Here is a 15949-nt window from a genome sequence, read left to right on the forward strand (position 1 = left end):
CCCCCACCCCCCGGCGAGCGGTCCCCCACCCCGCCCACTACGCCCCTTCGTACGTGATCTGGGCCCTATGCCCGGCCTCACACCGGAGGCCATTCCCCCTACCCCTCCGCAAGATCACGTGCACACAGCGTGTGCGGTGACAGCAGGGGGATCAGGGGGTGCGCTGCGCGCTCGTAGGCTCTGGTCCATGTGGCGATTCGAGACTGCGGTCAGCAAGGAGCGGGAGGACTGGCTCGGCGAGCGGCTGGGCGAGAGCAATGCGGCCGCCTCCCCGCCGATGGCCGCTCTGCGGGGCACACCGGCCGAGGACGAGGTTCCGCTCCAGCTGTACGCGCTGGACGCCGACGGCTCGGTGGTGGGCGGGGTCACCGGTCGCACGTGGGGGCGGTGGCTCCATATAGAGCTGCTGTGGGTCGACGCGCGCCACCGAGGTCGCGGGCTGGGCGCCGATCTGCTCCGGCGGGCCGAGGGGACCGCCCGTGACGAGCGCGGATGCGGGTACGCACGGGTGGAGACCTGGGACTTCCAGGCCCCCGCCTTCTACCGGCGGCAGGGGTACACGGTGGTCGGCGAGGTGCCGGACTATCCGCCGGGGGTGACCGAGTACATCCTGGCCAAGCCGCTGGACTGAGCAGGGGCCTCAGAACGTGTCGGCGCCGCGCAGGACGGCGTCGGCACCGCCGTCGAGGAAGACGACTTGGCCGGTGACGTGCGTGTTCTCGGGGGATGCGAGCCAGGCCGGCAGGTGGGCGGCCTGCCGCGGGGTCGCGTGGCCGTGCAGCGGCATGGGAACGCTCGCGTCCGCGATCGCGCGGATGGCGGGGTCGCCGAGCATGGGCTCGGTCATGGGGGTGAGGACGATGCCGGGGGCGACGGCGTTCAGGGCGATGCCCGTGCCCGTCCAGTCGGCGGTGACGGCGGTGCGGCGGACCCAGCGGGCCACCGCCTTCTTCGACGAACCGTAGATCACATGACCCTCACCGCGGTCCACAGCGGCCCGGGCCGCGGTGACGGCCGCGGCCTCGTCGCCGGCGAGGGCGGCGTCGACCATCGCCGTGTCGTGCGGGTGGACGGCGGCGACGGAGGAGACGGCGACGGCGCGCGGCCGCGTACCGGCGGCGAGCAGGGGGCGCAGGCCCTCCAGGACGGCGACCGTGCCGAAGTAGTTGACCCGGACGGTGACCGGCTCGAAGTGGCCCACGCCGGCGGAGGCGATGACGGCGTCGAGGCGGCCTCCGGTCAACTCCCCGGTCTTCTCGACGGGTTCGAGGCGCCCTTCGGCGGTGGCCAGGTCGGCGTCGATGTCGCAGCCCTTGAGGTCCGCGCCGATCACGCGGTGGCCCCGCTCGCGCAGGAGGACCGCCATGGCCCTGCCGATGCCGGAGGCGGCTCCGGTGACGAGGTAAGTGCGGGGCATGGTCGGCTCCTTCAGGTGCCTTCCGGCGGTGGCCGTGTCACCGTCTCTTTTTGGCACGACGTGCCATAAAATCCTTCCGTGACAACATGAGGTCCCACGTACGACTACGAGGAGATGGGATGACTGCCACCCGAGGGCGGCCGACACTGACCGAGGGGCGGCGGCAACACACCCGGCTGGAGATCGCGGAGGCGGCGGCGCGGCTCTTCGCCGAGCGCGGTTACGACGCGACGACCGTCGAGGACATCGCCGGCGAGGCGGGCATCTCCCTGCGTACGTTCTACCGCTACTGCCCGGCCAAGGAGGACGCCCTCACCCCCGTCCTGACGTCGGGCATCGGCCAACTCGTCGATCAGCTGGCGGCCCGCCCCGCCGACGAGCCGCTCACCGCGGCCGTCGAGGCGGCGTTCACCACCCCGGTGTCCGAGCGGCGGCTCGCCGACGCCGAGCAGGCGCGCCGGCTGATCCGCGTGATGGGCACCGTGCCGGCCGTCCGGATGCGCTGGCTGGCGGCCGGGCAGGAGATGCGGGACCGGCTGTTGCCAGTGCTCGCACCCCGTACGGGCCGGCCCGCGGACAGCCTCGAAACGCACCTGCTGGCCACCACCGTGATCGGGGCGATCACCACCGCCATGGAGCACTGGGCCCGACAGGACGATCCGGAGGACGTGCTGGCGGTGACCCGGCGGGCGCTGGCGTTCCTGCGCGTCGGCGAAGCACCGCGAAGGAGCTCCTCATGACACTCGATCTGCTCACCGAGGTCGCGCAGACCGGCCGTTACGGCTCCGTCCACTGCGGCCTGCGGATGTCCGACGTGGTGGCGGCACTGGGCGATCCGTGGGACACGGGGCTGCCCGGCGACGAGCCGCCCGGCCTGTTCGCGTACGGCGACCTGGAGTTCGGCGTCTGCCGGTGCCGCACCGTCCACACCATCTGCGTCCAGGCGTGGCGCGAGGTCATCGAGCTGCCGGATCCGGACGGCTCCGGGATACGGGTCCTGCCGGCATCGGTTACTCGGTCGCGGCTCGTCGCCGCGCTGGAGGAGCGGGGGTGCCCCTGGCAGCCCTACGAGGCGCTCACCTTCGGCGACCAGGTGTCGCTGACCGCCGGTGCGCATGGAGCGGTCTTCACGTTCGAGCTCCTGGACGGGGACGAGCCCGTACTCAACGTCCTCGGCGTCTCGGACTACGGACATTCCTGCCCGGCCACCTAGTACGCGCAGGAATCGCTGCCGGCGGCCGGCGGGCCTGATCGCGGCCGGACGCGGTGTCGTCATGGGCGTTGCTCCCATGAGGTGGACAGCCCTGAGGACGGGAAGGCGTGGTCGGTCAGTCGTTGGGACAGCCGCCACAGTCGCTCGACGGCATCGGCGTCACGCGCTCGTCGCGCGGGTACTCGCACGGGGAGACCGGACCATTCCAACCGCCCGCCCGGGCCGAGGAATTCGCCGCTGCTGACACGCGGGTCGTTGCTGCTCGCACCAGCGGCCAGGCCGCCTGCGAAGGAGGGTGCCATCGCGCCTGCACCCACTCCAGCAGCCGTGCCTCGACGTGCCGGCCGTCGGCGTGCAGCGCGCTGGAGCCGAGAGTGGTGTTGACCAGGCCGGGATGGGCGGCGATCGCGTGCAACGGCAGCTCGCGGGTTCGCGCCCACGTCGCGAGTCCCTGGGCGAACAGCAGATTCGCCAGTTTGGAGTCGAAGTAGGCCGGCCATCGGTGGTAGCGCCGGGGCAGGTGCGGACGGTTGGTGCGGCACCGGCCCAGCCAGTGCAGGACGGAGGAGACGTTCACCACCCGCGGCCGGGGCGCGTTCAGCAGGGCGGGCAGCAGATGGCCATGCGGCGCCCGGCCCTGCCTCGCGACCGAAGCCGCCGAAGCGACAGAGGAGCCACCCGACCATCCCCTGCCGTCGGCGAGCGATACCTGCCGGCGCGAGGAGTGACAGGCATGGACGGCCTCCTCGGCCCGTCCGCAGGTCTCTGCCCAACGTGCGGGCACAGGCGTCCAGTTTGCCAGGCCATGCCTTGTCAGATCGTACTTGAGTCGACCCGCAGGCACAGGTCGGCTGACGACGAGACCGTGGTGAGCCGGCCGTAGTAGTGGCGGGTGCGTAGGCAGAAGGTGAGCAGGGCCAGAAGGCTGGTGGCCGCGAACCAGTACAGAGCCGGGGCCGCGCAGGTGAAGGAGGCCGTGTGGGCGAAGGAGCCGGCCAGGGCCGCCTGCGCGGGTCCGTACAGCGGCAAGGCACTCAGAAATCCCTGGTCCCCGGCCGGGTTCGAAACCGGGCTTTGCATGCCGACATCGATCAGCGTGGCCATCACCACGACGAAGAATCCTTCCAGTTCGTTACGCAGCAGGTAGCCGGTCATGATGCCCAGTCCTCCGTAGGCCAGGATGGCCGCTGCCAGGGCGGCGGCCACTGCCCCGGGTTGGGCCAGCGGCCAGGACAGCCGCAGCAGGCCGAGGGTGTAACAGGTGAGCAGCGCCGTGACGACGAGGAGGGCACCAAGTTTGGCGGCCAGCAACTGCAGCCGGGGGTAGCCCGCCAGTACCAGGCGCAGGTCCATGTCCCGGGCGCTGAAGGTGGCCATGAACATCATGAAACCGGCGATCACCGTGACCGCGTGCAGGGAGCTGGAGACCTGGATGGTGCGGTTCATCGACGCCACCACGTCGATGCCGAGCGCGCTGCTGTTGAAGGTGATGTCCTTGTTGAGAGCGGTGACACGGACCAGGTAGATCCAAGTCGGGACAAAGAAGGCGATCATGGTCATCGCAAGGCGGTTGCGCAGGTGACCGGTCAGCGTGAAGCCGAAGGCCACCGTGAACGCCGTCCACTGATACCTCATCGCGGCACTCCCTCCTCGTGCAGGCGACCGTCGCGCAAATGGTGGACGGTGTCGAAGTGCTGCAGGTCGTGCAGCAAATGGGAAACCACCACCACCGAGCGCCCTTTGCTGCGCAACCGCCCTGCCAACTGCCAGAATCGCTGGTGCGTGTCCCAGTCGAAGCCCTGGTAGGGCTCATCGAGCACCAGCAACGGCGGATCGTGCATGAGCGCCAAGGTCAGGTTGAGCTTCTGCCGGGTGCCGCCACTGAGCTCGCCCGCCCGGGTGCGCCGCTCGCCGCCGAATCCGAGCAGGTCCATCAACTCCCAGGCGTGATCCAACCGGGGCAGCCGGTAGGCGACCTGGAACAGCCGCAGATGCTGAGCGACCGTCAACGTGTCATTGACCACCGCCCGTTGCGGGCAGTACCCCAGCGCGCTGAAACGCCGCACGGAGCCGCGATCCGGCATGAGCTGTCCCACCGCGATGCGCAACAGCGTGCTCTTGCCCGAGCCGTTCTCGCCCACCACACCGGCGAGCATGCCGGCCGACACCGTCAGGTCGGCGCCGCGCAGCACCGCCCGTCGGCCGTACGTCTTGTGCACGGCCCCGATGTGCAGCCGCGTGTCTGGTGCCATGTCGTTCCATCCCTCGCCACCTACCGCACAATCAACGTCCGCCCGGACAACGGGAACAGACGGCACGCGGACACGCCTGAACGGTGCCTGCCCGGACACGGAGGACACGCCCGGTGGGCGGGCAGTCGTGCACGCTGCGTACGTCGGGGCCCTGGGTGTCGTAGCAGGCTCACAATGGGCCGACCGTGGCGCGTTTCGGCAGTGAACTTCGCAAGGGCCGTTTCGTTTACCTGTCGTGACGATGATCACCGTAGGATCCGGCCGCACGAGACTGGCGCGGCAGTTGAGCCTGTACTTCTCTCCTCCCGTCATGCCGGTCGTTGCCGGCGGCGCAGTCAGCTGGCATACGACCTGGCCCCACTACGACGGCCTTCTGTGGGGGCTGTGCGGCAGCAGTTCCTGGGCGCTGCTGTGTGCGGCCCTGGCCTGTGCCGGCGCACGCCTGGGATGGTGGCCCGCCCCCGTTCCTTGTCAGCGCAGACACCGGCTGATGCTCCTGGGTGCGAGCGCCGTCGCCGCAGCAGTCGTATGGCTGATCTGCGGGCTCCTGGGAGCTCCCGCGCCACTGCTGGCCCTGGGAAGCACGGCCCCGCTGCTGGCAGCCCTCCTGCTCGCATGCACCTGGGCCGGCAATGTCTCCCTGCACACCAGCGCGGCAGCCGCCGGCGTCACTCTCCTCACCCTCCACCTGGGCCCCGGCTCGGCCTCGCTGTACCTTCTCGTCGCATCCATCGGCTGGTCCCGCCTGCATCTGCGCGTCCACACACTGGACCAAGTCCTCATGGGTGCCGTGCTAGGAGCAGCGACATGCGTCGTCATGTTGTGTTTCGGCCCGTAAGCGGGATCCAGGCGCGGATCACCCCGTCCACGACCTGATTCGTCGCGCCGGTCCGACCTGCGCGCGGGGCGCGTACCGCTCGGCGACGAAGTGGACGTCACACCATGGTGTAGCCGCCGTCCACCGGCAACGCCACGCCCGTCACGAAGGACGCGCGGTCGCTGCACAGCCATGCCGCCGCTTCCGCTATCTCCTCCGGCGCCGCCGTGCGGCCCTGCGGTGTCGCCCGGTGGAGCTCCTTCTCCATGCCCGGGTTGCGCTCGAACCAGCCCTCGATGATCTCGCTCCGGGTCGTCCCGGGGGCCACCGTGTTCACGCGGATTCCCTGCCCGGCGTACTCCGCGGCCGCGGCCTTCGTCAGGCCGATCACGGCGTGCTTCGAGGCGATGTACGGAGCCGCGGCCGGAATGGCCTGGAACCCAGCGACACTGCTGTTGTTGACGATCGCGCCGCCGCCGGTCTCCAGCATGGCGGCGATCTCATGGCGCATCAGGTTCCATACGCCGCGCACATTCGTGTCCATGACCTGGTCATAGACCTCGTCACCCATGAGATGGAGGGGTGATTGGTCCCAGCCGATCCCGGCGTTGTTGAACGCCGCGTTCAGCCGCCCGTACCGCTCCACCGCGAACTCCACCGCGCGCCGGGCGTCCTCGCCCCGCGACACGTCCGTGACGACGTAGTCGGCCTCGCCGCCGCTCTCGCGCACCTCGTTCACCAGCGAGGCGAGGCGGTCCTCCCGCCGCGCCGCCAGTACGACCGCGGCGCCCTCCCGCGCGAACACCCGCACCGCGGCGGCGCCGATCCCACTGCTCGCCCCCGACACCAACACCACTCGGCCTGACAACAAACCCGCGCCACCATGATCAACAGTCACGGCCGAATACTCCCATCCGCCACCATCAGACATCTACCCTCGGAACACCACATTCCGTATTTCATGCGCCCAAGCCGGGCCGGCCACCGCTACCGACGCCCCGTCAACCCCCCGTCGGCGGACACCGATACGGCGCGACCCCGCCCCGGTGAGGTTCCGGAACGGGGTACGTGGTGCGGCCGGGCGGTGGTCAGCCGAGCTTGGCCAGCTGGGCGTCGATGACGGCCTTCGGCTGCTCCGCCTTGCCCGCGAGGCTCTGCGCGTAGAAGGACGCGAGCGTGCCGCCCTTGCGCACCGCCACCAGGTGAGCCGTGCCGGTCTCGCCCTCCAGGTCGAGCGTCAGGGTGAAGGCGATCGCCTCGTCACCACCGCTGTAGGCGGCCGGGGCGACCTTGGTGATCTTCGTCTTGTCCGAGCCGGCCACCAGGTTGAAGCCACCGGCGCAGGCCTGGCCCGCCGAACGCAGCTTGGCGAACGCGTCCGAGGCGCCCTTGGCCTCGTACGAGCCGAGCGCGTCGGCCGTCACCGTCGCGCCGAGGGCGTTCAGTCCGGCCTTCGCCTTCTCCTCGGGCGAGGCGTTCTCGGCCGGCTTCGGGGGCATGGCCACGATCTTGCGGAGCGCGGACGCGGCGGGCGCGCCCACCGGCCGGAGCGCCATGACGTCGACGAGCGGCTTGCACTCGGCCTTGTCGGCGGTGACGGCCTTCGCCGTGGCGATGTCCGCCTCGGTGGCCTTGGCGACCTTGTGGTCCTTCAGGTCGCTCTCGGTCAGGGTGAGCTTGTCCAGCTCGGCCTGCGAGAGGGCCTTGGCCGCGGGGCCGGTGGCCGCGCTCTCCTTGGCCCCGTCCTTGCCCTTGGGGGTGGTGTCGGCGGCGGGCTCGTCGGATCCGCAGGCGCCGACGAGCAGGGCCAGGGAGATCGCGGAGGCGGCGACGGCGGTACGGCGGACGATGGTGCGGCGCATGAAACAGCTTCCCTCTTGGTCGGTGAACAACGTCCCCACGCGAAGTTCACTCGTTCGGTGACACGCGGAATCTGTTGTGAGCCCTGAAAATACGGCCTGTATCCGACCCGGTATCAACGGAATGCGCCCGCCTCCGCAATCGTGACGGCCACGCAATCCCAGAGGCGCGCAATCGAGACGCGTTCCCGTACAACCCTCGGCCGTGTGACCGAGGCCACCCGGCGGATCGAGGGCGAGGCCCCGGGCTCAAGGGCCGGCGATCGTAGGCGCGCGGCGGCGCGTCCCGGGTCACCGTCGCCGCCCCGCCGTCGATGACGACCGCCAGTCGAGGGCCGCCCCTGGTGGCGAGGTCGACGGCGACGCTGACGCCGCGCGCCTTCGCCGTGTCGAGGGCGAGCGGCATCATCGTCGGCATCGACTGGCCGAGCACCAGGCGCGCCTACGGGCCCGCGGAATACCGCCGGTAGCCCGCATGCGACAGACATGCGTGGAACAACTGTCGTGCGTTCCGAGGGAGATGGCCTAGCCGGACCGGGCGGAACGATCTACGATCACACCGGGCTCAGGCATACGTACGAGGGGGGCTCCTGATGCTGCCGGTCGAGATCTCGGAGACGGTGCAGCGAAGGAGCCGTAGCGCCTGCGTGAACGGCGTACGTGCCGGCGGCCGCCGCGGTGTGACGGTGACACCGTGACGGCGCGCGGCTACCGGGTGAGGTGTCCCCCCGTCCCTGCGAACCGTGGAGAGACGACTGAGATGCACTGGCGGAATCTGCGCCGCCGATGTCAGAAGGTGATCGGCTCGATTCCCGTGCCGGACCCGTTCTCCGCCCAGGCGCTCTGCGCCCGCCTCGCGGAGGAACGCGACCGGCCCCTGCGGCTGCTCGCCCTTCCCACACCGACGGTCCCCGGCACCCCGTCGGGACTGCTGCTGTCGGTCGAGCTGGAGGATTACATCCTCTACGACGCACAGACCAGCCCCTTGCACCAGGAACACATCATCGTCCACGAAATCGGTCATCTGGTGTGCAACCACCGATCGGTGGCTGAGGACATCCAGCTCACGCGGCATCTGGACATCGCCGATCCGCGGTCCGTCCGCCGGATGCTGCCGCGGATCACCTACGGCGACGAGCAGGAGCAGGAGGCCGAGATGATCGCCACGCTGATCCTCGAAGCCGCCGGGCGCATACCGGCTCCGACACCGCTGTCGGGGATGCTGGGCGGCCTGGAGTCGGCGATGGGGCTGCGGCCGGCCCGGACCGCGGGGGCGTCATGTTCGGCTGGTTAGAGGGCGAGTGGCTGGAGAACGCCGGCATCATCGCCCTGTGGACGGCGGCCCTGGTGCGCGCCCCGCAGGGGGTGCGCCATCGCGAGCAGCGGCCGCTGTGGTTCGCCGTCGTGATGATCGCGCTCGCGATGTCCATGCACCTGGAGCCGGTGACGGCGGTGCTGGCCCGCCTCGTGCCCGGCCCGCACTGGGTCGACCTGACCACACATCTGCTCAGCATCGTGGACGCGGCGGCCGTGCTGTGGTTCATCTTCGGAGCGGCGGGCCGGCGCCGGCGCGGCGGCGTGGTCTTCGGCGCGGCCGCGGCGGTGATGGTGACGCTGGTGCTGCTGGACGCCGGCGCCCCGCCGCACGCCCGTAACGCGATCGCCCCCTCGCCCGACATCCCCGGCGCGCCGGACGCCTATTGGTGGGTGTTCTTCGCCTTCCATCTGGCGGCGGACACCACCTGCGGGTTCGTGTGCTGGAGTTACGGCAGGACCGGCACACCGCGGCTGCTCCGTTACGGCCTGCGGCTCTTCGGCACCGGCATCCTGCTGGCCTCGCTGCTGTGGATCCTGAAGCTGTTCTATCTGCATACGCGCTCGGCGGTGTTCGCCCCGTTGTTCTCGCCCGTGACGGGTGTCGAGGCCGCGTTCATGGCACTCGGGGCGGCGCTCCCGGTAGGGGCGCGGATCCGGGCCCATCTGGCGGACCGCAGGTCCTACCGGGGCCTGGACCCGCTGTGGCAGGACCTGACGGCGACCACCCCCGATGTCGTCCTGCGGCCGGGCAACCGGCTCGGGACGGTGGCCGTACCGCTGCAACTGCTCCTGTACCGCAGGGTCATCGAGATCCGTGACGCGATGATCGTGCTGCGCAATTACGTACCGCCCGCCACCTTGGGCGTCGTCCGCCGGCACGTGCGGGACCGGTCGGTGCCCGAGGAGCTCGTCGAGGCGCATGTGACGGCCTGCTGGCTGGCGGCCGCCCTGCACGCCCGGCGGACCGGGCAGGAGCCGCAGGCCCAGACCGCCGATCTCGCCGGGCCGGGGGCGGACGACCTGGCCGAGGAGATCGGCAGCCTGCTGCGGGTGGCGTCCGCCTACCGCTCCCCCGCCGTGCGCGCCTACCGGGCCTCGTTGTCCGCCTGATCCCTCCGCCCGTCCCCTTGACCCCGCGCCCGTGTCGAGAAGAGGAAGTCCTGCCGTGCTCGTCGCCTTCACCCTGACCCCTCTCGGCGTCGGGGAGTCCTTCGCCGACCACATCGCCGACGCTGTGGAGATCATCCGTGAGTCGGGGTTGCCGACCCGCTCGGACTCCATGTACACGATGATCGAGGGCGAGTGGGACGAGGTGATGGACGTCGTCCGCCGGGCCACCGAGGCCGTCGCGGCGCGGGCGCCCCGCGTCCAGCTGGTGCTGAAGGCCGATCTGTGGCCCGGCATGCCCGGTCCGCTGGACGGGAAGATCGCGCTGCTGGAGCAGCGGATGACCGAGAGGGACGGTGCGGACGAGCCGGGCGCCGCTTCCGTGTAAGACGTGAAGGCCGCCTCACCCACGGCACGCCCGATCCGGACGCGCGGGTGTGACGCCGTGCGAGCGCGCTCGGACCTCGGCGCCGCGGAGGCCGCGCCGGCGTCCACGGCCGCTCGTTCGTCCGCCGCCCGGGCCCGGCCCTCAGTCGGCTGACAGCCCATCAGTGGCCGGCTCCGCCGAGCACCGGGCTTGAGGGAGCCAGTACCAGGCGGCGGCCGTCGCGGCCAGGGTGACGGTCGCGGCGGTGGCGGCCGTGGTGGTCACGGCGGCGGCGAACGCCTCCCGGACGGCGAACGGCAGCGGTCCGGGGACAACGCCGGCTGGCGGCGACAGCGGACCGGCCGGTCCGGCGCCGAGGGCGTCGAGGCGCGAGGTGAGGGCGGCGGCGAGGACGGATCCCTGGACGGCGACGCCGAGGGCGGAGCCGACCTGGCGGCCGGTGGCGTCGAGGAGCGGGCCCAGATGCGCCCGCTCGTGGGGAACGGCGCCCAGGACGGCCTCGCCGGCCGCGCGGGCGGCCAGTCCGGCGCCGAGTCCGGCGATGACCTCGAAGGTGGCGGCACGCCCGTAGCCGGAGTACGCGCGGGTGCCGGCCTGGACGGCGAAGGCGGCGGTGACCAGCGTCAGGCCCAGGACGACGGGAAGGCGCTCACCGAAGCGGGACACGAGCGGGGGCGCGCCGACGGCACCGGCGACCAGGGCCGCCGGCAACGGCAGGGTCCGCACGCCCGCCTGCCAGGGGGAGCAGCCCAGTACCTCTTGCAGATAGAGGGTGAGGACGAGCAGCGCGCCGAACAGCGCGAGGGACAGCAGCGTCAGGCATGCCGTCCCGGTGCTCACCCGGGCGTCGCGCGGCGGGGGCGGTGGGAGCGCCGGGCGGCGGCGCGAGCGGTGGCCGTCGGCGTCGCCGCCGCCCTGCGCCGCGAGGCCCCTCCACCGCCGGAGGCAGACCGGCAGGAGGGCCACGACGGCGAAGGCGGTGAGGGCGGCCGCGTGGGTCCGACCGTGGGCCGGGCCTTCGATGACCGCCCAGGTCAGGGCGAGGAGGCCCGTGGCGGGCAGGGCGAGCCCGGCGATGCCGGGGCGCGGGCCGTGGGACCGGCGGCGCGGCGCGGGTACGAGGACGGGCGTGAGGGTGACGGCGACGGCCGTGAGAGCGACGGTGGCCCAGAAGCAGCCGCGCCAGGAGCCCTGTTCCATGACACAGCCGCCGATGGCCGGCCCGGTCAGCCCGCCGAGGACCCCGGTGACCGCGCAGGCGGCGAACGCCCGGCGGCGCGCGGCGGGCTCGGGGAAGAGGTCGCCGACGAGGAAGAGGGTGGCGGGCATGGCCAGGGCGGCACCGGCGCCCATGCCGCAGCGCGCGGCGATCAGCTGCGGGGAGGTGTCGGCGAGGGCTCCGAGGGCGGCGGCGAGGGCGCAGACAGCGAGGCCGCCAGTGAAGGAGCGGCGGTGGCCGATCCGGTCGGTCACGGCGCCGGCCGCCGGCAGGACGGCGCCCACGGCCAGGGCGTAGCCGTCGACGATCCACTGGATACGGGCCAGGTCGGCGCCGAGGTCGCGGTGCAGGGCGGGGGCGGCGACGTCGAGGACGGTCAGGTCCGCGCCGAGGGTGAACAGGCCCAGCCACAGCACGGCCGCGGCCGCCCGCCACCGGACCGGTCGGCGAGGTCTTCGGTCCATCCCTGTCCCCCGCATCTGTCACCACCCGGCCGCTGGGAGCCTTCCCTGCGCGCGACCGGAAAACAGCCGCCGCCACCGGCCGCCCCGAACGAGTGACGGAAGCCGTCGCGTGGACGGCCCGGGCGGGCCCGGTGGCGCGTGGCGGGTCGGGGCCATCCGTGTTGCGATGGAAGGGAGACCACGCATGGAACACGACAGAGAAGATCACGTACGGGAACGCCCGAAGGAACGGAAGACGGAGCCACCGCACGGGAGACGGGAGCGATCATGGCAACGAGGAAGCAGCTCAAGGCCCGCGACATCATGTCGAAGGGCGTGCAGTGTGTCGGGGAGCACCAGTCGCTGTTCGAGGCGTCGAAGATGATGCGGGATCTGAAGGTCGGCTGCCTGCCCATCTGCGGGGACGACAACCGCCTCAAGGGCCTGATCACCGACCGTGACATCGTCGTACAGTGCGTCGCCGACAACCGCGATCCGTCGAAGGTGCGGGCCGGGCAGCTCGGTGGCGCGTTGCACTGGATCGACGCGGACTCCGACGCGAACGAGGCGCTGGAGATGATGGAGCGCCACCAGATCAAGCGCCTGCCGGTGATCGATGTCCGCGGTGACCACAAGCTGTGCGGCATGATCACGGAGGCCGATCTCGCGAAGAACCTGAGCGACGAGCAGATCGCCGAATTCGCCGCCCGGGTCTACGCGACCGCCGGCTGACCTGCCCCTGCCCTCGATCGCCGGGCGAGCCGGGAGATCCGGCCCGCCCGGCGATCGCGGTCCGGGATCGGGCTCGCACGGTTCTTGACATCTCCATCATTGCCATGGACATTCCCATCGCGCGCTCCCACCCCCCACGGAGCCCCGCCCTGGAGGAGCCCCATGACCGGATCCCGCTTCCGCCTGGCCGCCGCCGCCCTTCTCACCGCGTGCGCCCTCGCTGCCCCCGCCGCACCCACCGCGGCGGCCCGTACACCGTCGCCCGACGCCCCGCACCAAGGGACGGTCACCCTCGCCCGGGACCCGGCCCACTCCCCCGCCTCCGGACGCGACCGGGCCGTCCGCGCCTTCGCCGAAGGGCGGCGGGCGAGGAGCGGCGGCGCGTTCGAACACCACCCGCGGCTGTCCGGCCGCCCGGCGGACGCGGCCGAGCTCACGCACAACTGGTGGGGCGTCTACCCCCAACCCGGTACGCACGACGGCGTCATGGCCACCCACAGCGTCGACCCGAGCTACCGCGTAGGCGACTCCGAGAACTTCACGTACGCGCCCACGACCAAGGCCCAGAAGTCCTGCATGGAGGTCGTCACCGCCTATTGGGACACCGGCAACGAGCTGTGGGCCTGGGACTGGTGCTCCAGCCCCGGCGGCCCGGCCAAGATCCTCCCCATCGACGCGGCATTCCTCTCCACGTACACCGTCAACACGTCCGGACGCCCCGCCTACAGCGTGCGGATGGTCCAGGACGACGCCGGCGCCAACCGCTGGTCGGCCTATCTGTTCAACCACCGCACCGCCGGCTGGGACCTGCTCTACCGCCAGTCCGGAAAGGACCTGAGCGAGCTGGAGCACGGCTGGGACATGTTCGAGATCTACGCGAGCGTCAACCCCTCGACCGGCGTCGGCTACTACTGCACCGAGGCCCGCCGCACGGTCTTCGACAGCGGTGCCGTCCAACTCCGCGCCCACGGCGGCTGGCGGCCCGCCCGGCCGGCCGACTCGCCGTGGACCGAGGACCGCCCCGACGGCCGCGACTTCCTCTGCCCGCCCCTGCGCTTCATCCAGGCGGGCGCCAACGACCACTGGACCGTGCGCCAGTAGATGTGACACACCGTCAGTCGGGTCTCGGCCAGCCCCGATTCCGTCCGTCGTCACTCCTCGTCACCCCCGTACCGCGCGCACCGGGACGAAAGGGGCTACCCGGTGGGCACGCCGCTCACACCTCGTATCACCAGTGCGGGGGAGACTTTCGCCGATCTCCCCCTGCCGCCCGGGAAGTTCACGAGAGTTGACCGCATGAGCTTGACCACCGCAGGGAAAACCCCCGGGCCCGTCCGGTTCTATCTGGCATGCGATCACCGCGGCTGCGACGCACGGACCACCTTCGACCTCGTCATCGCCGACCCCGGCCCCTCCCGCGACGACGACCTGTGGGGGTATCTCCTCCACCACGCCCACACCGCCACCCCGCACATCAAGGAGCTCGGCTGGGCCTACATCAACGGCGACGGCTATTGGTGCCCCGACTGCCGCGTCCCGGCCCACCACCACCCCCAAACACTCCCCGGACCCACCTCCCACACCTGATACCGCCCGCACCGGACGTACGGTCTAATGGCAGAAAGGCACAGCAACCACAGCCGGACAGCGGCCGGCGTCCGCAGGAACGACGGCCGCCGGGCGGGCAGCGCAGCGAAGTGCGGTGTCCGCCCGGCCGGGATCGCGCGTACGAGTCGTCGGTACGAGGGAGGACCGTGGACGAGCCGGAGCAGGCACAGGACCGGGAGCGGGCCCGGGAGCAGGCGAGGTCGGCGGCGCGTCAGGAAGCCGCTCAGCTGACCGCGAAGAACATCCACGGCGTCGCCCTGACCTGGGTGGACAATGCCGGGCTGACCCGCGTCAAGACCATCCCGACCACCCGTCTGCCCGACACCGCCCGTTGGGGCGTGGGCATGTCCCCCGTCTTCGACGTCTATCTGTCCGACGACTCCAGTGTCACCAGCGAGCACATCGGCGGCCCCGACGGCGACCTGCGGCTCGTGCCCGACCTCGACCGCCTCACGCCGCTGGCCGCACAGCCGGGCTGGGCGTGGGCCCCGGTCGACCGGTACGAACAGGACGGCAGCCCGTACGCCGCCTGTCAACGGCGGTTCGCCCGGCGCATGACCGCCCGCGCCGCGGCACGCGGCCTGGGCCTGCGCATGGGCATCGAGACCGAATGGTCCGTCACCACCCGCCCCGCCCCGGACGCGCCGGCCGGCGCGGAGGCGCGCCACGCCGGCCCGGGGCCGGCGTACGGCATGGCGCGCGTGGTGGAGCTCTCCGACTATCTCGGCGACATCCTCCAGGCCCTCGCCGCGCAGGACATCGAGGTCCTCCAACTCCATCCCGAGTACGAACCGGGCCAGTTGGAGGTCTCCACCGCCCCGGCCGACCCCGTCACCGCCGCCGACCACACCGTCCTGGTCCGTGAGACCATCCGTGCCGTCTCCGCCCGGCACGGGCTGGCCGCCTCCTTCGCGCCCGTCGTGCGGGCGGGAGCCGTGGGCAACGGCGCGCATCTGCACCTGAGCCTGTGGCAGGGCGACCGGAACCTCTGCCGCGGCGACGGCCCGCAGGGGATGACCCCCGAGGGCGAGGGCTTCCTCGCCGGGGTCCTCCGGGAGCTGCCCGCCCTGCTGGCGCTGGGCGCGCCCCTGCCCGCCAGCTATCTGCGCCTGGAGCCCTCCCGGTGGGCGGGCGCCTTCCACTGCTGGGGGGTGGAGAACCGCGAGGCGGCGCTGCGCTTCATCCCCGGGCCGCCGCACGCCCCCGATGCCGCCAATGCCGAGGTCAAGTGCTTCGACCCGGCGGCCAACCCGTATCTGGTCATCGGTGCGGTCATCGCCGCGGGTCTCGCGGGCATCGACGACCGCCTCACCCTCCCGCCGCCGGTCGCCGGCGACCCCGTCGCGACCGGCACCGTCCCGCGCCTGCCCGTCTCGCTGCCCGAGGCGATCGAGCACTTCACCCGCTCGGGACTGCTGCGCACGGCGCTCGGCGATCCCCTCTTCGAGGCGGTCCTCGCCGTCCGCCACGGCGAGGTCGCCCTCGCGCGGGGCCGGGGGCCGCAGGAGCTCGTGGACGCCCTCCGGGGCCGTTACTGACCTCTCCCCGTCTCCCTTCCCCATCTCCTCATCACAGGC

General features: G+C 71.8%; 19 protein-coding genes. 12 read left to right on the forward strand and 7 right to left on the reverse strand.

Annotated elements, in window-relative coordinates; translation table 11 throughout:
* Nucleotides 1-187 precede the first annotated feature (187 nt).
* Entirely contained in the window at nt 188-631 is a 444-nt protein-coding gene (locus ACZ303_RS17125) for a GNAT family N-acetyltransferase (RefSeq protein ID WP_467339668.1), read from the forward strand.
* Nucleotides 632-640: 9 nt separating this feature from the next.
* Here the strand turns inward: ACZ303_RS17125 and ACZ303_RS17130 are convergent, their stop codons facing one another.
* Complete coding sequence (locus ACZ303_RS17130) at nt 641-1417, reverse strand: SDR family oxidoreductase (RefSeq protein WP_467339670.1); 777 nt, start codon at nt 1415-1417, stop codon at nt 641-643.
* 119 nt (nt 1418-1536) lie between these two features.
* On the opposite strand from ACZ303_RS17130, the gene ACZ303_RS17135 reads away from it, so the two are divergent.
* Entirely contained in the window at nt 1537-2157 is a 621-nt protein-coding gene (locus ACZ303_RS17135; RefSeq protein WP_467339672.1) for a TetR/AcrR family transcriptional regulator, read from the forward strand.
* The gene (locus ACZ303_RS17140; protein ID WP_467339673.1) at nt 2154-2630 is read left to right on the forward strand and encodes a hypothetical protein; all 477 of its coding nucleotides are present in this window, start codon (nt 2154-2156) and stop codon (nt 2628-2630) included. Before ACZ303_RS17135 ends, ACZ303_RS17140 begins: the two co-directional genes overlap by 4 nt.
* A 115-nt stretch (nt 2631-2745) precedes the next feature.
* Here ACZ303_RS17140 and ACZ303_RS17145 read toward each other — a convergent pair whose 3' ends face one another.
* The 3 genes from ACZ303_RS17145 to ACZ303_RS17155 are packed head-to-tail and all read right to left on the reverse strand — an operon-like array spanning nt 2746 to nt 4882.
* Complete coding sequence (locus ACZ303_RS17145; protein ID WP_467339674.1) at nt 2746-3414, reverse strand: Rossmann-fold NAD(P)-binding domain-containing protein; 669 nt, start codon at nt 3412-3414, stop codon at nt 2746-2748.
* A gap of 29 nt (nt 3415-3443) precedes the next feature.
* Nucleotides 3444-4265 (reverse strand): ABC transporter permease, encoded by an 822-nt coding sequence (locus tag ACZ303_RS17150; RefSeq protein WP_467339676.1) that lies wholly within the window; start codon nt 4263-4265, stop codon nt 3444-3446.
* A complete protein-coding gene (locus ACZ303_RS17155; RefSeq protein ID WP_467339678.1) occupies nt 4262-4882 on the reverse strand; it encodes an ATP-binding cassette domain-containing protein in 621 nt (206 codons plus the stop codon). Before ACZ303_RS17155 ends, ACZ303_RS17150 begins: the two co-directional genes overlap by 4 nt.
* Before the next feature lie 310 nt (nt 4883-5192).
* Here ACZ303_RS17155 and ACZ303_RS17160 point away from each other — a divergent pair, with 310 nt between their 5' ends.
* Nucleotides 5193-5720 carry a phosphatase PAP2 family protein gene (locus ACZ303_RS17160; protein ID WP_467339680.1) on the forward strand — a complete coding sequence of 176 codons (528 nt, stop codon included), beginning with the start codon at nt 5193-5195 and terminating at the stop codon, nt 5718-5720.
* A gap of 97 nt (nt 5721-5817) precedes the next feature.
* Here the strand turns inward: ACZ303_RS17160 and ACZ303_RS17165 are convergent, their stop codons facing one another.
* Together ACZ303_RS17165 and ACZ303_RS17170 are read right to left on the reverse strand one after the other, a co-directional pair.
* Nucleotides 5818-6630 carry an SDR family NAD(P)-dependent oxidoreductase gene (locus ACZ303_RS17165; RefSeq protein ID WP_467339682.1) on the reverse strand — a complete coding sequence of 271 codons (813 nt, stop codon included), beginning with the start codon at nt 6628-6630 and terminating at the stop codon, nt 5818-5820.
* A gap of 157 nt (nt 6631-6787) precedes the next feature.
* Nucleotides 6788-7561, reverse strand: a complete 774-nt coding sequence (locus tag ACZ303_RS17170) for a hypothetical protein (RefSeq protein WP_467339684.1) — start codon at nt 7559-7561, stop codon at nt 6788-6790.
* 341 nt (nt 7562-7902) lie between these two features.
* Here ACZ303_RS17170 and ACZ303_RS17175 point away from each other — a divergent pair, with 341 nt between their 5' ends.
* The 4 genes from ACZ303_RS17175 to ACZ303_RS17190 all read left to right on the forward strand — a co-directional run bounded on the left by ACZ303_RS17175 (nt 7903) and on the right by ACZ303_RS17190 (nt 10370).
* The gene (locus tag ACZ303_RS17175) at nt 7903-8028 is read left to right on the forward strand and encodes a hypothetical protein (protein WP_467339686.1); all 126 of its coding nucleotides are present in this window, start codon (nt 7903-7905) and stop codon (nt 8026-8028) included.
* 290 nt (nt 8029-8318) lie between these two features.
* Nucleotides 8319-8852, forward strand: coding sequence for a M48 family metalloprotease (locus ACZ303_RS17180; protein WP_467339688.1), 534 nt, complete (start codon nt 8319-8321; stop codon nt 8850-8852).
* On the forward strand, nt 8837-9985 hold the full coding sequence (locus tag ACZ303_RS17185) for an MAB_1171c family putative transporter (protein WP_467339690.1): 1149 nt from the start codon (nt 8837-8839) through the stop codon (nt 9983-9985). The genes ACZ303_RS17180 and ACZ303_RS17185 overlap by 16 nt, the downstream gene beginning before the upstream one ends.
* Nucleotides 9986-10040: 55 nt before the next feature.
* A complete protein-coding gene (locus ACZ303_RS17190; protein WP_467339692.1) occupies nt 10041-10370 on the forward strand; it encodes a thiamine-binding protein in 330 nt (109 codons plus the stop codon).
* Between the two features lie 141 nt (nt 10371-10511).
* Here ACZ303_RS17190 and ACZ303_RS17195 read toward each other — a convergent pair whose 3' ends face one another.
* The gene (locus tag ACZ303_RS17195; protein ID WP_467339694.1) at nt 10512-12053 is read right to left on the reverse strand and encodes an MFS transporter; all 1542 of its coding nucleotides are present in this window, start codon (nt 12051-12053) and stop codon (nt 10512-10514) included.
* A gap of 267 nt (nt 12054-12320) precedes the next feature.
* Here ACZ303_RS17195 and ACZ303_RS17200 point away from each other — a divergent pair, with 267 nt between their 5' ends.
* The 4 genes from ACZ303_RS17200 (at nt 12321) to ACZ303_RS17215 (ending at nt 15910) form a co-directional block, all read left to right on the forward strand.
* Nucleotides 12321-12764, forward strand: coding sequence for a CBS domain-containing protein (locus ACZ303_RS17200; protein WP_467339696.1), 444 nt, complete (start codon nt 12321-12323; stop codon nt 12762-12764).
* Between the two features lie 162 nt (nt 12765-12926).
* Nucleotides 12927-13865 (forward strand): carbohydrate-binding protein, encoded by a 939-nt coding sequence (locus ACZ303_RS17205; RefSeq protein WP_467339698.1) that lies wholly within the window; start codon nt 12927-12929, stop codon nt 13863-13865.
* Between the two features lie 195 nt (nt 13866-14060).
* Nucleotides 14061-14351, forward strand: coding sequence for a hypothetical protein (locus ACZ303_RS17210; protein ID WP_467339699.1), 291 nt, complete (start codon nt 14061-14063; stop codon nt 14349-14351).
* Between the two features lie 167 nt (nt 14352-14518).
* A complete protein-coding gene (locus tag ACZ303_RS17215) occupies nt 14519-15910 on the forward strand; it encodes a type I glutamate--ammonia ligase (protein WP_467339700.1) in 1392 nt (463 codons plus the stop codon).
* The last annotated feature ends 39 nt before the right edge of the window (nt 15911-15949 follow it).

The organism is Streptomyces sp. NPDC023527 (assembly GCF_055560115.1).

Excerpts from the sequence above, each read along its gene's own strand:
- ACZ303_RS17210 (WP_467339699.1), top strand. The coding sequence starts at position 14,061 with ATGAGCTTGACCACCGCAGGGAAAACCCCCGGGCCCGTCCGGTTCTAT.
- ACZ303_RS17130 (WP_467339670.1), bottom strand. The coding sequence starts at position 1,417 with ATGCCCCGCACTTACCTCGTCACCGGAGCCGCCTCCGGCATCGGCAGG.
- ACZ303_RS17170 (WP_467339684.1), bottom strand. The coding sequence starts at position 7,561 with ATGCGCCGCACCATCGTCCGCCGTACCGCCGTCGCCGCCTCCGCGATC.
- ACZ303_RS17195 (WP_467339694.1), bottom strand. The coding sequence starts at position 12,053 with ATGGACCGAAGACCTCGCCGACCGGTCCGGTGGCGGGCGGCCGCGGCC.
- ACZ303_RS17160 (WP_467339680.1), top strand. The coding sequence starts at position 5,193 with ATGCCGGTCGTTGCCGGCGGCGCAGTCAGCTGGCATACGACCTGGCCC.
- ACZ303_RS17165 (WP_467339682.1), bottom strand. The coding sequence starts at position 6,630 with ATGTCTGATGGTGGCGGATGGGAGTATTCGGCCGTGACTGTTGATCAT.
- ACZ303_RS17150 (WP_467339676.1), bottom strand. The coding sequence starts at position 4,265 with ATGAGGTATCAGTGGACGGCGTTCACGGTGGCCTTCGGCTTCACGCTG.
- ACZ303_RS17205 (WP_467339698.1), top strand. The coding sequence starts at position 12,927 with ATGACCGGATCCCGCTTCCGCCTGGCCGCCGCCGCCCTTCTCACCGCG.
- ACZ303_RS17180 (WP_467339688.1), top strand. The coding sequence starts at position 8,319 with ATGCACTGGCGGAATCTGCGCCGCCGATGTCAGAAGGTGATCGGCTCG.
- ACZ303_RS17140 (WP_467339673.1), top strand. The coding sequence starts at position 2,154 with ATGACACTCGATCTGCTCACCGAGGTCGCGCAGACCGGCCGTTACGGC.
- ACZ303_RS17185 (WP_467339690.1), top strand. The coding sequence starts at position 8,837 with ATGTTCGGCTGGTTAGAGGGCGAGTGGCTGGAGAACGCCGGCATCATC.
- ACZ303_RS17200 (WP_467339696.1), top strand. The coding sequence starts at position 12,321 with ATGGCAACGAGGAAGCAGCTCAAGGCCCGCGACATCATGTCGAAGGGC.
- ACZ303_RS17125 (WP_467339668.1), top strand. The coding sequence starts at position 188 with ATGTGGCGATTCGAGACTGCGGTCAGCAAGGAGCGGGAGGACTGGCTC.
- ACZ303_RS17155 (WP_467339678.1), bottom strand. The coding sequence starts at position 4,882 with ATGGCACCAGACACGCGGCTGCACATCGGGGCCGTGCACAAGACGTAC.
- ACZ303_RS17135 (WP_467339672.1), top strand. The coding sequence starts at position 1,537 with ATGACTGCCACCCGAGGGCGGCCGACACTGACCGAGGGGCGGCGGCAA.